Below are 12,830 nucleotides of genomic sequence, written 5' to 3'. Positions count from 1 at the left end.
GCCGGACCGGGCGGACCGGACGCTTGAAGCCGGACGAGGGAGGCTTCGGATGAGCGACGACCTGCCCGCGCTGGCCGCCGAGGCGTTCGGCTACGGCTACCCCCTGCTCCAGGACCTGCAGGCGGTCGGCACCACCACCGTGTTCAACGCGTTCGCGCACGAGCGCACCGTGCCCGCCGGCCCCAACGCCAATCCCGACCTGCTCTGCTCCACCGCCCAGCTCGACCTCTCCGGCGGCCCGCTGTGGCTGCGGGTGCCGGGGACCGGCGGGCGATACCACGTGGTCCAGTTCATCGACGCCTGGACGCACAACTTCGCGTACGTCGGCAGCCGCACGACCCCCGACGAGCCGCGTGAGTACCTGCTCGTCCCGCCCGCCTGGGCCGGCCGCGAGGAGCCCGCCGCGGAGGTGATCCGGGTGCCCACGATGATCGCGACGCTCATCGCCCGGTTCGCCGCGGGCCCGGGCGCGCACGAGCTGCAGGACGCGCTCACGATGCAGCGGATGTACCCGCGGGTGCCGCTCGACGGGCTGCCCGTGCCGCAGCCCGGGGTCCCGGACGACCTCATGTTCCTCGAGGCGCTGCGCCGGGGCCTGTCCGCCTTCCCGCCCTCCCCGGCCGAGCGGCGCTACCAGCGGCGATTCGCCCCGCTCGGGCTGTTCGCGGACGGGAACTCGCCGTACCCGACCGTCCCGCGGGAGCAGCGCCTCGCCCTGCGCGCCGGGCTCGACCGCGGCCGCGAGGCGCTGGAGGAGGCCGCGACGACCGGGCACGCCGCCCCGGTCAACGGCTGGACCAACGACCGGCACGCGTTCGACTACAACCTCGACCACTTCGGCCCGGGCACCGTGGACACTCCCTTGTGGACACTGCCGGACCGGGACTCGGCCCACCTCGCGCGCGCGGTCGCGGCGCGCACCCGGCTGTGGGGCAACCACGCCTACGAGGCCGTGTACCCGGCCGCGCACAAGGACCGCGACGGCGCCCGGCTGACGGGCGCCCGCGCGTACACCCTGCGCCCGCCGGCGGGGACGCTCGCCTCGTACGCCGCGCCCGACGCGCACCTGTTCCGCTCGGTCGCGACCGACGGCGGCGTGGTGCGCATCCAGCCCGACCCGCCCGGCGACGGCGCGCCGTGGCTGCCGACCCCGCGCGGCGAGTTCCACCTGATCCTGCGCGTCTACAGCCCGCCCGAGGCCCTGCTGCGCGACGAGTACGAGCTGCCGCCGGTGGTGCCGATCCCCTAGGCGGGTCGCGACCTCCCGTTCGGCGCGCCGCCGCCGGCTGAACCCAGTGCGCGGTGCGCTACCGAGGTGCGGCAAGCTTGAGCCGACCGGGAGATCAAGGACTGGAGTGTTGTGATGACGGCGTTGGAACGGACCCTCGTACTGCTGAAGCCGGACGCGGTGGCCCGTGGGCTGGCCGGGCGGATCATCCAGCGGTTCGAGGACGCTGGACTGAAGATCGTGGGCACCAAGATGGTCCAGATGGACGCCGACCTGGCTCGGAAGCACTACTTCGACCTGGAGGAGCGCTTCGGCGCCTCGGTGTTCAACGTGACCGCGAACTTCATGCAGTCGGGCCCGGTCATCGCGCTCGTGCTGGAGGGCGTCGAGGCGGTCGCGACCGTCCGCCGCCTGGTCGGCGTGACCTTCCCGAACCAGGCGAACCCGGGCACCATCCGCGGCGACTTCGCCCACACGTCGAAGGCGTACACGGAGGCCAAGCACACCGTGGCCGCGAACCTGATCCACGCCTCGGGCAAGCCGGAGGAGGCGAAGTACGAGGTGGAGCTGTGGTTCTCGGAGGGGGAGCTCTTCGACTACCAGACGGTGGCGGAGAAGTACCTGTTCTGAGCCCGGCCCGGCGGACGGTGGCGCGGCGAGCCCCCGCCACCTCCGCCAGGCCCCTTCACCGGACTACGTCAGCTCGCATAGTTCGCCGCAGACCGGACAGAACGCCCGCTTCGCCGTCGAAGTCACATCGACGCCGCAGGTGCTGCACCTGCTCTGCTCGTAGAGGTCCGGTTCCGGCCCGAAGCCACTCTCGACCGAGGCGCACGGGTAGTTTCGATCAGGACTCCTCTTTGCTTCCGAGCTGGCGCTGCGCCCGGTCGGTGATCTCGCCGGTAACCTTGCCGATCATCGATCTGGCCCGGCCGAAGGCCCCGACACCGAAACGGCTGGCGACACCTACCCCCTCCGCCCCGGTCTCCAGGACCTTGCCCGTCACATCGGTTCCGGTTTCCAGGACCCTGTCCCGCACCTCCACGGCCGCATCCAGCCATCGCCGGGCGTCCCGCGACTGATGATCGGCCTCGATGCCGAGCCGTCCGTTGAACTCGACGACGGTGATCGCGACGTGGTTGGTCGAATGCACCACGGCGCCGGAGGTGGTCGGGTTCAGCAACACCTTCGCGTTGGCCGTGCCGGCGGCCGCGTCCATCTGGGCCAGCAGGCGCTCGGTGGTGCGCGAGATGAGGTCGAGGCGGTTCCGCCGGGCGATCCGGATGGCCACGCGGTGCTCTTCAAGCTCTTCTGGGGACGCGTCCAGCACCCGATCGAGTTCGAGCACGGCGACCGCGTCCTGCAGTTGGAAGCAGCGGGCCAGAACGGCCAGCCACTCCTGAACCTTGATCTCGGCTTCCTTGGACGTTTCGGCCAGGTCACCGACATTGGTCTGGGTCTGCAGTCTCTCGGCGATGGCGTCGAGCTGACGCAACGCGTACGCCTGGGTCCGGGCCAGCGGCACCGGCGTGGCCTGCACCTTCGACCAGGTGACCTCGGAGACCCGACCCACCCGCTCCCGGATCGTCAGAGCCTCGTCGATGACCAGCTCCACTCCGATCATGTCCGCCACCACGGCGTCGGTCTGGGCGCGGAGCACGGCGTCGACCTTCGCGTCGATCACGGCGAGATACTCGGTGATCTCGTCCATGGTCTGTTTCATCGCGAGTTGCGCCATGAGGCCGGCGGCCCCGGTCAGGACCGCCGGGTTGGTCAGCATCGCGGTGGGGGTCTGCTTCACGATTTCGAGCAGGCCGGCAATCTTGCCGTGGTCGGTTAGTACGGCACGGCTGAGACCGTTCTGCGAACCTTTCATCAGGTCGTACTTCTTCATCGCCCGGGCCGACTCCGCGGTCAGCTGGACCCAGCGACCGGAGTGCTCGGCGATCTCGGAACCGGCCTTGGCGATCGTGGATCCGGTACCGAGGGCGGACGTGAGCCGTTTCAGCCCGAGGTCCTTCGACGGCAGTCCCTCGGTGGCTAGGAAACGATCGACAGCCGCCGGATGCCCGATGACCGCCAGGCCATCGCCGTCACTGATCAGCTGGATCTCGTAGTCCAACGTCTACTCCTCGGGGGATGGGCGCGGATCGGCCTCACGCTACCGTCGGCGTCTCCGGCCCAACCATGGTCCACTCGTCTCGATAATTTGGGATTGGAGGATGCCGTGGCAGGTGGAGCGCCGGGCCCTCCCGGGTGATGCGAGACAGAACAGCACCATAGGCGCTCACGCGAGGTCTTTGATGCTGCCGGGGGCGAGGTTGGCCGTCGAGCGTTTGAGGCTGGACCAGACGGTCTCGGCGGGGTTGAGTTCCCGGGGCGTTGAAGCGTTGACAGGACAGCCTTCGCTCGTCCCATCGTCCATCTGCACGACGCTGTGCACCTTCAGCCCGAGCGGGCCCGGCGCTGATACGCCACCCTCGTATCGAGGGGTATCAGTCTCGATTGCCGGTCGTCGACCACAGTGCCTCGATGGGAAGGGCGCGGATCTTCTCGCCGTAGGGAAGCGTCTGCTGGCCGGTGTAGAGGATGTAGCCGGCGACGAAGCGGTCACCGACCCGCTCCGCGAGGTGTCGCAGCCCGGCCAGGTCCCCGCCGCGCACATTGGATGCGGCCTTGACCTCGATACCGACGATCCGGCCGTCGGCGGCTTCGAGAACGGCGTCGACCTCTACACCGTCCTTGGTGCGGTAGTGGTACAGGCGTACTCGCTCGTCGTTCCAGGTGAGCTGGCGGGCCAGTTCCATCAGGACGAAGTTCTCCATCAACTGACCGGCCGCGCCGTCGGGTTCGGCGAGTCGTCCGGCGTCCTGGCCGAGCAGATGGCTGGCGAGGCCGCTGTCGATGTACGCCAGTTTGGGTGTGCCGACGGCGCGGTGGGTGTGGTTGCCGGACCAGGCGGGGATCTGCTTGATGAGGAAGACCGCGGCGAGCAGTTCCAGGTACCGGTTGAGTGTGGTGCGGGGGATGCCGGACTGGCTGGCGAGTGACGCGGCAACCAGCAGACCGCCGGAGCGACCGGCGAGGAGGGACAGCAGGCGGCGCAGTTCACCACGGCGTTCGATGGCGGCCAGTTCGGTGACGTCCCGCTCGATCAGCGTCGTCAGGTACGACTCGAAGAACGCCGCGCGCCGGCGTGGCGTGCGGCGTATCGCCTCCGGGTAGCCGCCTCGCACGACCCGCTCCAGGTAGTCGCGGCGGCGCAGTGTCGCGGTGTGGGACAGATCGGGGCCGTGCGCGAAAGCGGCGTCGACGAACCGGTCGGGTGTGCCGTCGATTTCTCCTTGGGAGAACGGCCAGAGTTCGACGGTTTCCATGCGTCCGGGCAGGGCGTCGGGCAGGTCGCGCAGGGCGAGGATGCGGGCGGATCCGGTCAGGAGGAACTGTCCCGGCGTCGGGTCGGCGTCGACGACGAGCTTGATGGCTCGGAACAGTTCAGGGGCCAGTTGGACCTCGTCGATGACCATGAGGCCGTCATGTTCGACGAAGTCGGTCGGTGCCTCGCGGGCGGCGCGCAGCATCGCGGGGTCGTCCAGCAGCCGAATGACCGGGTTGCGTGCCCTTGACGTCAGTGCCGTGGCGAGTGTGCTCTTGCCTACCTGCCGGGCGCCGTTGACGGCGACCACGCGGGTGTCGGTCAGTGCCTCGGCGACCAGGGGCTCGACGTGCCGGGGGATCAGTTCGCGGTCGGGCGCCATGCCGTCATTATGGACGATCGGTCGCACGATCCGTGGACATTTGGTCGCCATGTTCGTGGGCGTCTGGACGTCCCTCCTCCGGGCAGATGGACGTCTACCGCGACCGGGGCAGGCAACCGAACCTCGACGAGCTGGCGGTACGGCTCGCGACCACACCCTGCAGCCCGCTGTACCGCACCCACATCAGTCCCGACCGCGCGTTCACCGCTCTCGTGCACGCGATCACGCCCCGACGGCATGATCAACACGACCCATGCCCGGACGCTGGCGGACCGTTCCGGCCGCCCGCGGACCGGGGTGGGGGATCCGGGCGAGCACCCACCAGCCACCCAGCCGGATGACCGCCGACACGAAAAGCCCCCACCCGGGGTGAGTCCCAGGTCAGGGGCCTTCAAGAGGAGTACGCCGCGTAGGACTTGAACCTACAACCCGCAGATTAAGAGCGCGATCTTAGACGAGTCGTTCGTCGGCTTGGTTCGATGCTTGTCCGACTTGGTGGGGTGTGACGGCGGCACACGTGCTGCTCAGTCCAGTGAGTACTCACCAGTCCCGTCGCGACGGAGCACCCGCGGAGCAACAGCCGGACGGCCGTTGCGTGCCGGTTATCCCCTTGGATGAGGCCTGTCAGGCGTGGGCGTGGATGATGCGCAGCTCGTGGCCGAGCAGCGCGGAGAGTTCGGCGACGTGCTCGTCGATCAGCCCGAGCTCGGGATTCCACAGCGTGATGCGGAACCGCGAGAAGCCAGCCGGCCAGTCGTAGCGGAGGTCGGCCAAGGACACGATGGCGCCGCAGCAGGGGACCGGGAGGTGGAGGTCATCGAAGCCGTCGGCGTTGGGAGAGGAGAGGTCGGTCTGCCGCTCGAACCACTCGAGGTCGATGTCGCCTGTGCACCGCGGGCAACTGATGCGCTCCAGGTTCTCGTGCGGGTGGGACAGCCTGATCTTCGTAAAGAACTTCACCTCAACGCCTGGGTGCATGTTGTCCGGGATCAAGCATCGGCGGCAGGCCTCGTCGGCGGTGCGCTCGGCCGCTTCGGGCGTCGGCTGCCACGTCGGGTCGGTCGAGACCAGGAACACGATGAAGTCGCCCACGCCGCGCGTCATGTCAGGCGTCTGACCGTACCGGGCGGCCGGCGGGGGCTTGTGGCTCCACGTAATCGATGAGGCGATTGGCGGGCGGTCGTCATGGCCCGTCTGTGGCTTCGGTGAACCCGCCCGCTGGTCGACTAGTCGGACATCCTTAGCAACATCAACGCATTGATCGCAATACAGATGGCTGTCGGTGTGGGGACAGTGATCAATCTGAGTCGGATGGCTAGTATCCGAGAACATCCAACTCGAACCCAGGGCGGTGCTCGGTGGATACAAAGGCCATTGCCAGCCAGTTCAAGCAAGAGCCGGGTCGGGCGTTTCTTGAGATCATTAAGGCGTCACCCGAGCCGATTGGGGCGCAGAATATCAAGCGGCCACTCATCGAGGCCGGCGCAAAGAAGGCTGATGTCGATCGCCTATGGAGTCGGCTTCAACCTATGATCAAATTGCATCCGCAGATCAGGATGGAGAAGAACAGGTACGGGTGGTTGGCGCACCGATCGTCCGCGCAGGAGTCGTTGGATGTTCTAGCCGGCAACGTGCTCGCCAAGGTGCCGCAGTGGTTGGTGCGATCGTTGGTCGAGAACGTGGCGGGCGCTCTCGCGAAGGCGTCGGCCACCGGCACTGGCTCGGCTGACCGGGAGTTCGAGGATGCCAGGCTGGTCGCGGAACTCGCCGTGGCCGTCGAGTCGCTGCAGACCCGCGGTGACACGATTGCCGAGGTGATCAAACTCTTCTCGGAGGAGACGCGGCGCAAGCGCCTGTGGCCTCTGGGTCAACCGGGGGAGACGGTGCCGTTCGATCCGGACGCCCACGAGGCGGAAGTGCAGCCACCCGCTCAGGGAGCGAATGTTCGTGTGGTTCGCTCCGGCTACATCTGGCGTGGTGGCGGTGAGCCGATCGTGGCCGCGAAAGCGGTCGTGGTCGCCTAGCGAGGTCCGTTATGGCTAAGGGGCGCAACGCCAAGAAGTTGGTCAGTGCCAAGGATCAGTCCGTTGACGCGCTGTTCGGGACCAGGTCGTTCATTCTCGACTACTACCAGCGCGATTACGTCTGGGAGGAGCCGCAGGTAGCGCGGCTGGTGAGTGATCTCTCGCGAAAGTTCCTGGATCAGTGGAGTGAAGAGCACGCGCTGCGTGATGTTCAGTCCTACGATCCGTACTTCCTCGGTCCGTACATCATCTGCACCGCGGAGGACAAGGTAGCGCTGGTCGACGGGCAACAACGAATTATCACGCTGCTGCTCCTGCTGATCTATCTGCGACGGCAGGCGGCGTTGATGCCGAAGGCGAGCAATAAGGCTGGACAGCTCTCCACGCTGATCATGACGGAGCAGTTCGGTCGGCGAGTGTTCCGAGTGGACGTGGAAGAGTACCGGCGTTGCTTCAACGCCCTGCTGAACGGTGACGGTTTCGATGTAGATGAAGCCCGCCCAGACGTCCGACGTATCTGGAACGCGTACCAATACATCGACGTGCACTTTCCGGCAGCGCTACGCGGCGACGTCCTGGTCCTCTTTATCGACTGGCTGCTCTACCGCGTCTCGCTCGTGGCGATGGACGCAGGGGACCGGGACCGCGCTGAAGAGATGTTCCAGTCGATCAACGACTGCGGGGTACGTCTCTCCCCCATGGACCACCTCAAGCGGTTCCTGCTCAGTGACGCCGGCTCGGATCCGCGTGAGCTTGAAGGCACCTGGACCACGATGACATCAGCCTTGGAGGGCGTGGAGCACGGTGCCGCGCTCGCCTATTTGAGGACGGTCTTCCGTGCCCGGTTCCCGGAGGTCACGCAGCAATCAGGACCGAGCCTGCATGACGCGACCCATGAGTGGGTGCGGACCCACGAAGGCAAGCTGTGGCCAAACCGAAGGAACGGTGACCGGGCTCGCCTGCTCACCGGTGTGCTGTTTCCGTTCCATGACTTCTACGCCCGGTTGTTGCGCGCGCGGGCCCGGATGGACCCACGGCTGCCAGCGGTGCGGTACAACGCGTTCAACGGCGTGGTCGACCAGTTCGACCTGACGATCGCCGCACTGCGCCCAGGTGACGAGCAGACGGACAAGGAGCGGAAGGCGGGGATGGTCGCCAACTTCCTCGACCTGTTCTACGTGACCCAGACGCTCTACGACGAGCCGGCCGAGCAGAAGGACATCGACGATCTCGTGTCCAAGGTGCTGCCCGCGGTTCGGTTGACCGAGTCGCCGGACGAGCTGGGCAGGGTGCTCGCCGACCATGCTGCCGATTGGCCGGCCAGGCTCGAGCGAATCCCAGAACTCAGCTACGACACGAAGCGGCGCTTCGTGCACTACATCCTGACGCGCCTCACCGCATGGGTCGAGATGGGCGCCACCAACGGCGAGGTAGATCCCACCGATCGGTTCCTCATGCGTCGGTCCGGTGACCGCGACTTCGAGATCGAGCACCTCTTCACCAGCACGGCGGCGAAGTATGCGCACAAGGTACCGGACGCCAGGTACTACAAGTACCTGCGCAACCGGATCGGCGCCCTGCTGCTCCTGGACGGGCGTGACAACGGCAGCTATGGCGGGGCCCTCCTCGAGGACAAGCTGACGCGCTATCGGAAGGACACCCGGCTCGCCGGGATGCTGAACCCGGATTTCTTGAAGAAGGGCAACGTGCGGCTGCGCGAGTTCCTTCGCGCCGAACGACTGCTCGACCTGGTCACTACATATGACCCAAGCACCGCACTGGAGCCCTTCATCGAGGCGCGCGGACGGTTCTACTATGAGATTGCGAAGCGGATTTGGAGCCTCAGCGCATTCGGCGTAGTTATGCCAGCCGGCGTAGGTTCCGTGACGCCTGGGAGGCGCACTCACTACGGGGTCACAATGAAGGATCTTGTGAGAGACGGGTTCCTCCGTGCCGGCGATCGGCTCGTCGGCTACCGGCGGGACCAGGCGTACTTCGCTCGTATCTGCTCCAACGGGAACATCGAGACCGCTTCGGGTGTGGCAACCGCCCCCACCAAAGCGATGGAGTACGCCGTCGGCGCGGCGAGCAACGGGTGGGCCTTCTGGCAGGTCGAACGGACCCGCGAGCGGCTCGACGCGGTTCGGCAGCGCTACCTGGATTCAGCCGGTCGGTAGAGTCGACGATCGCGACCGTACCGTGGAGTTATCCTCAGGAACCGGGCCGGGCGGCCACCTGCCGTACTTGGCTGTGAGCCTGTCACATTTTGAGCACCTCGGCTGCCGTTCGGCAGGCCTGAGATGGACACCATCGGAAGCTGCCTTCATGGCACTCGTCGTGGTCATGACGAACGCGATCAACGAGGCGTTCTCGCTCTCGTTCTGCTCGGTGCAAACGGTTCAGTAGTTCATGCCAGGAGTTGGCATCGACATCAACGGTTGGGCGGTAGGGCATTGAGATCCTTCAGCAGATTCGACTTCGCGGTGTCGACCACTAAGGGCAGCCGCGCCACTGACGGGAGTACGGTGGCTCTATCCAGCGTCCTACGGGAGAAGTCATGGTCGCAACGTGACAAGGGAGTACGGTCTGCCACGACTTCGTACTACGCCATTGTGGCCCGGCACCGTGATCGAACCTCCCGCTCTAACTCCGCTGGACGGTGTGACGGTGAAGGAAGGATGGATCTTGTGGCCAAAGCAAGACCTAAACAGGCGGCGAAGGGTCACACTGCCGGCTGACTTCTACCTCCAGGAGCTCATGCTCCTTGACCATGAAAAGGTGGACCTGCAGGCACTTGCCGATATGGTGCGGACCTACGGTCTATTTTGTTCGCTCAAGAATGACGACCTGCGCGAGAATGCAGCCAGGCAATTGTCGGTAGCGCTACGCGAGTCCGGCAATGAGGAGACGCGGGGTCATAATGAGGCCGGGTTGGCAGTACACCTTAGCGAGGTGCGACGCGCAGTGCAGATTCTCACTGCGTCTCGCACCCCGGGCGGGTTGGAGGCGCTTGTCGAGCCCGACGTTTCGTTGAGTTTGTTGAGCCAGATGAACGAGGGCGGAGAAGAATTTCCGGCTACTCTGGAAGATCTGCAGCATGTTCTTATTCAGGGCTGTGAGCAGGAGCTTGAGGAGATCGTGAACTCTGCCCTGAGCAAGTTCAGTGTTGGCGTCGGCGACTTGTCGACGCGGCAGCCGTCCGTGTACGCCGTTTCGTTCTTGCAGATGTATAACCACATTTGCGAGAGTGCTGTTGTGCGTACCTGTGCTAATGAAGCGTGCCGGCGGAACTTCGTTCGTCAGCGCGGCAGGGCGCAGTATGGGCAGCATCGTACAGAAGGCGTCAAATACTGCACTCGAAACTGCGCACGTGCTCAGGCTCAAAGAGAGTTGCGAAGGCGTCGCCGCGCGTAAGCGCTGATCCATGAAGTCTGAGACGCTGCCTGCTGCCGCCCCGGCAGTGGCGGTTGACCTTGCTATAAGGTTTCAGTCGATCGCGTCCTTCGTGGCACGACCGCAGCGGTTGCCTCGGCTGCCGCATGCGACAGCTCAGGCAACACATCGCCGTAGAACTTGGCCGTGAAGTGCGGACTGGAGTGCCGCAGCCGATTCGAGATGACCTTCATGTGCACCCCGGCCGCCAGACTCAGCGTCGCCGCCCCATGCCGGAGGTCATGCAGCCGCACTGGCGGCAGCCCGGCCGCCGCCGCAAGCTCGTGGAAGTGGTCAGTCACGTCAGCCGGATGCAGCGCCCCACCCACGAGATTCGTGAAGACCAGCCAGCTCTTGACCCATGAACTCCCGACAGCGAGACGCTCCCGGTTCTGTCGAGCCCGATGCGCGCGGAACGCCGCCACGGTCTCAGCATCGATCGCCACGCTGCCCTCGCTCTCGGCCGTCTTCGGTGTATCGAGCACGGTCTCCCAGCCGATCTGCACGATCTGCCACCGTACGGTGATGCTGCTGGCGTCGAGGTCGACGTCGTCCCAGTGCAGCCCGCATGCCTCGCCGCGGCGCAGGCCGGTGAAGACGATCAGGTGGTACAGCGCGTAGAGCCGGTCGTCGACCGAAGCTACGTAGTCGAGGAACTTGCCGGTCTGTTCGGGCGTCCAGATCATGACTGCGCTGGGCTTCTTGCCGGTGTCGCGCCAGGTACGGACTCGTTGATCAGTCCAGATGGTCGGCTTCGGCGGCCTGGCCTGCGGCAACTCCACCATGAGCGCGGGGTTGATGTCGATGAGCCGATGCCGACGTACCGCGTCGTTGAGCGCCTTGCGCAACGTCGCGTGAATCCGCCTCTGGGTGGCAGGTGCGACGGCGCGCCGCCCCGAAGCGGCACTGGATGACCCGACCCCGTCGTACATCGCGTCGATGTGCCCCGGCCGCACCCGATCGATGCGCAGGTGCCCGAGGTGCGGGCCGAGGTACATCCGGATGTGCCCCTCGTAGCAGCGCAGCGTTCCCTGCTTGACGTTCTTGCGCCCGGCCAGCCACGTCGCGAGGTACTCGGCCATCGTCGGCAATTGCGTCGGGGTGATGTCGAGGTGCAGTGCCCGCCGAATCTCGTCCGGGGTGGGGATCGGCGCACCGGCTTTGACAGCGGCGGCGATGAGGTCCCCGGTCTTCACCGTCGCGTAGGCGTCGGTCGGATCCGCCACCGCCAGCGCAGCACGGATCTGATCGAGGACAGTATCGGCGTCGGCCTGCGTTGAGTAGACGCCGTGGCGCAGCGGGCGACGTGCACCGTCGGCGTCGGCGGGGAGCTCGATCTGCCAGTACCACTGACCATGGCTGCGCGACCAGCCGCCGCCGGGCCGGCGAAGTTGGGGACACGATTGCCCCACTCGCCGGCCCGTCGCGCTGTCGCGGCAGCTGCAGCGTTTGAACGTCGTTCCCTTCACGCGTCGTCTCCGGGTGCTTGGGTGGAATCCGCTGGTCGGGCGGTGATCGCATCCACGCTCGACTCACCGTTGGAATCAAGTCCGAGCAGGCGAAGCAGCCCGGCGACCGGGACGATGATGCGAGCGCCGGCACGGATCAGCGGCGTCGGGAACGCGTCGTCCGCCGCGAGCCGGTACGCCTGCGATCGGCTGATGCCGAGCATCGACGCCGCGGTGGCGAGCGTGGTAGCGACGCCAAGCGCGCGCACCCGTTCAGCACTCCACACCTCGACACGCGCGTTCACGTGGACTCCGCCTTGAGCAGCTTGAGCAACTCGGACGCGCGGGCGTTGGAGACGGTGTGCCCCTCAGCGCGCAGCGCCTCGGCGAGCGCGCCTCGCGTCAGCGGCACCTTCGCTGCTGCGAGTTGCGTCTGGACTCGCCTCGCCTCCACAAGCATCCGTTGTACTGAGGTGGCAGGCCGGTCCACCGTTGCCACCCGGACGGTCCGGGCGCGAGTGGACCGGTCCACGGTCGGGGCACTGCCGGCGTAGCCGAGGGCTACCTTGACCATGACGAGGAAGCCGAGCGCCGGCACGGCGGCGGCGATCCACCCGATCGGCGACGGTTCGGCCTCGACGACCTGTGCCGCCAGTGACAGGACGACCGCGCAGCCGAGCACCGTCGCCGGGAAGCGCGTCGAGGACCCGTTTCGCTTGCGGCGCCGGAGTTCCAGGCCGGAGGCGATGGACATCAGCTCCAGCACGACGGCGTCGGCCCAGGCGAGCCAGCCCGGCTGACCGTGCGCGGCGGCGACGTTGTGGACGTGGGTGAAGCTCGCCGCGCCGGCCGCGCTGCCGATGGCGAGCATGATGACGATCTGGACCGCACCCTCGACCCGGCTGGTCCGCAGCGGACCGTCCAACTCGGACGCGGGTAC

12 protein-coding genes are annotated in these 12,830 nt (G+C 66.6%); 5 read left to right on the top strand and 7 right to left on the bottom strand.

All coding sequences use genetic code 11. The features are described from left to right. Positions 1–49: 49 nt before the first annotated feature. Positions 50–1,249 (top strand): DUF1254 domain-containing protein, encoded by a 1,200-nt coding sequence (locus tag ACQP1P_RS41985; protein ID WP_433080084.1) that lies wholly within the window; start codon positions 50–52, stop codon positions 1,247–1,249. Between the two features lie 114 nt (positions 1,250–1,363). Further along, positions 1,364–1,858 (top strand): nucleoside-diphosphate kinase, encoded by a 495-nt coding sequence (gene ndk / locus ACQP1P_RS41980; protein WP_350619526.1) that lies wholly within the window; start codon positions 1,364–1,366, stop codon positions 1,856–1,858. Between the two features lie 217 nt (positions 1,859–2,075). Here ndk and ACQP1P_RS41975 read toward each other — a convergent pair whose 3' ends face one another. The 4 genes from ACQP1P_RS41975 to ACQP1P_RS41960 form a co-directional block, all read right to left on the bottom strand. Then, positions 2,076–3,350, bottom strand: coding sequence for a hypothetical protein (locus ACQP1P_RS41975; protein WP_433080083.1), 1,275 nt, complete (start codon positions 3,348–3,350; stop codon positions 2,076–2,078). Positions 3,351–3,515: 165 nt separating this feature from the next. Further along, positions 3,516–3,659, bottom strand: coding sequence for a hypothetical protein (locus ACQP1P_RS41970; RefSeq protein ID WP_433080082.1), 144 nt, complete (start codon positions 3,657–3,659; stop codon positions 3,516–3,518). 64 nt (positions 3,660–3,723) lie between these two features. Beyond that, the gene (locus ACQP1P_RS41965) at positions 3,724–4,986 is read right to left on the bottom strand and encodes an ATP-binding protein (protein ID WP_433080080.1); all 1,263 of its coding nucleotides are present in this window, start codon (positions 4,984–4,986) and stop codon (positions 3,724–3,726) included. Positions 4,987–5,610: 624 nt separating this feature from the next. Further along, positions 5,611–6,078, bottom strand: a complete 468-nt coding sequence (locus ACQP1P_RS41960) for a hypothetical protein (RefSeq protein WP_433080078.1) — start codon at positions 6,076–6,078, stop codon at positions 5,611–5,613. A gap of 266 nt (positions 6,079–6,344) precedes the next feature. On the opposite strand from ACQP1P_RS41960, the gene ACQP1P_RS41955 reads away from it, so the two are divergent. The 3 genes from ACQP1P_RS41955 to ACQP1P_RS41945 all read left to right on the top strand — a co-directional run bounded on the left by ACQP1P_RS41955 (position 6,345) and on the right by ACQP1P_RS41945 (position 10,424). Beyond that, a complete protein-coding gene (locus ACQP1P_RS41955; RefSeq protein ID WP_433080076.1) occupies positions 6,345–7,010 on the top strand; it encodes a hypothetical protein in 666 nt (221 codons plus the stop codon). An 11-nt stretch (positions 7,011–7,021) separates the two neighbouring features. Beyond that, entirely contained in the window at positions 7,022–9,187 is a 2,166-nt protein-coding gene (locus ACQP1P_RS41950; RefSeq protein WP_433080074.1) for a GmrSD restriction endonuclease domain-containing protein, read from the top strand. Between the two features lie 601 nt (positions 9,188–9,788). Further along, entirely contained in the window at positions 9,789–10,424 is a 636-nt protein-coding gene (locus ACQP1P_RS41945; RefSeq protein ID WP_433080072.1) for a hypothetical protein, read from the top strand. 62 nt (positions 10,425–10,486) lie between these two features. On the opposite strand, the gene ACQP1P_RS41940 is transcribed toward ACQP1P_RS41945, so the two are convergent. The 3 genes from ACQP1P_RS41940 to ACQP1P_RS41930 are packed head-to-tail and all read right to left on the bottom strand — an operon-like array spanning position 10,487 to position 12,761. Continuing rightward, a complete protein-coding gene (locus ACQP1P_RS41940; protein WP_433080070.1) occupies positions 10,487–11,911 on the bottom strand; it encodes a tyrosine-type recombinase/integrase in 1,425 nt (474 codons plus the stop codon). Then, positions 11,908–12,195, bottom strand: coding sequence for a helix-turn-helix transcriptional regulator (locus ACQP1P_RS41935; protein WP_433080068.1), 288 nt, complete (start codon positions 12,193–12,195; stop codon positions 11,908–11,910). The genes ACQP1P_RS41940 and ACQP1P_RS41935 overlap by 4 nt, the downstream gene beginning before the upstream one ends. Further along, on the bottom strand, positions 12,192–12,761 hold the full coding sequence (locus ACQP1P_RS41930; RefSeq protein WP_433090339.1) for a DUF2637 domain-containing protein: 570 nt from the start codon (positions 12,759–12,761) through the stop codon (positions 12,192–12,194). Before ACQP1P_RS41930 ends, ACQP1P_RS41935 begins: the two co-directional genes overlap by 4 nt. Positions 12,762–12,830 lie beyond the last annotated feature (69 nt).

This window comes from Dactylosporangium sp. CA-052675, assembly GCF_050947935.1.
Classification (GTDB): Bacteria; Actinomycetota; Actinomycetes; order Mycobacteriales; family Micromonosporaceae; genus Dactylosporangium.
This window is presented reverse-complemented; position numbering and strand designations above follow the sequence as displayed.

Coding starts and splice junctions, on each gene's coding strand:
- ACQP1P_RS41985 (WP_433080084.1), top strand. CDS start 50: ATGAGCGACGACCTGCCCGCGCTGGCCGCCGAGGCGTTCGGCTACGGC.
- ndk (WP_350619526.1), top strand. CDS start 1,364: ATGACGGCGTTGGAACGGACCCTCGTACTGCTGAAGCCGGACGCGGTG.
- ACQP1P_RS41965 (WP_433080080.1), bottom strand. CDS start 4,986: ATGGCGCCCGACCGCGAACTGATCCCCCGGCACGTCGAGCCCCTGGTC.
- ACQP1P_RS41950 (WP_433080074.1), top strand. CDS start 7,022: ATGGCTAAGGGGCGCAACGCCAAGAAGTTGGTCAGTGCCAAGGATCAG.
- ACQP1P_RS41930 (WP_433090339.1), bottom strand. CDS start 12,761: ATGCTCGCCATCGGCAGCGCGGCCGGCGCGGCGAGCTTCACCCACGTC.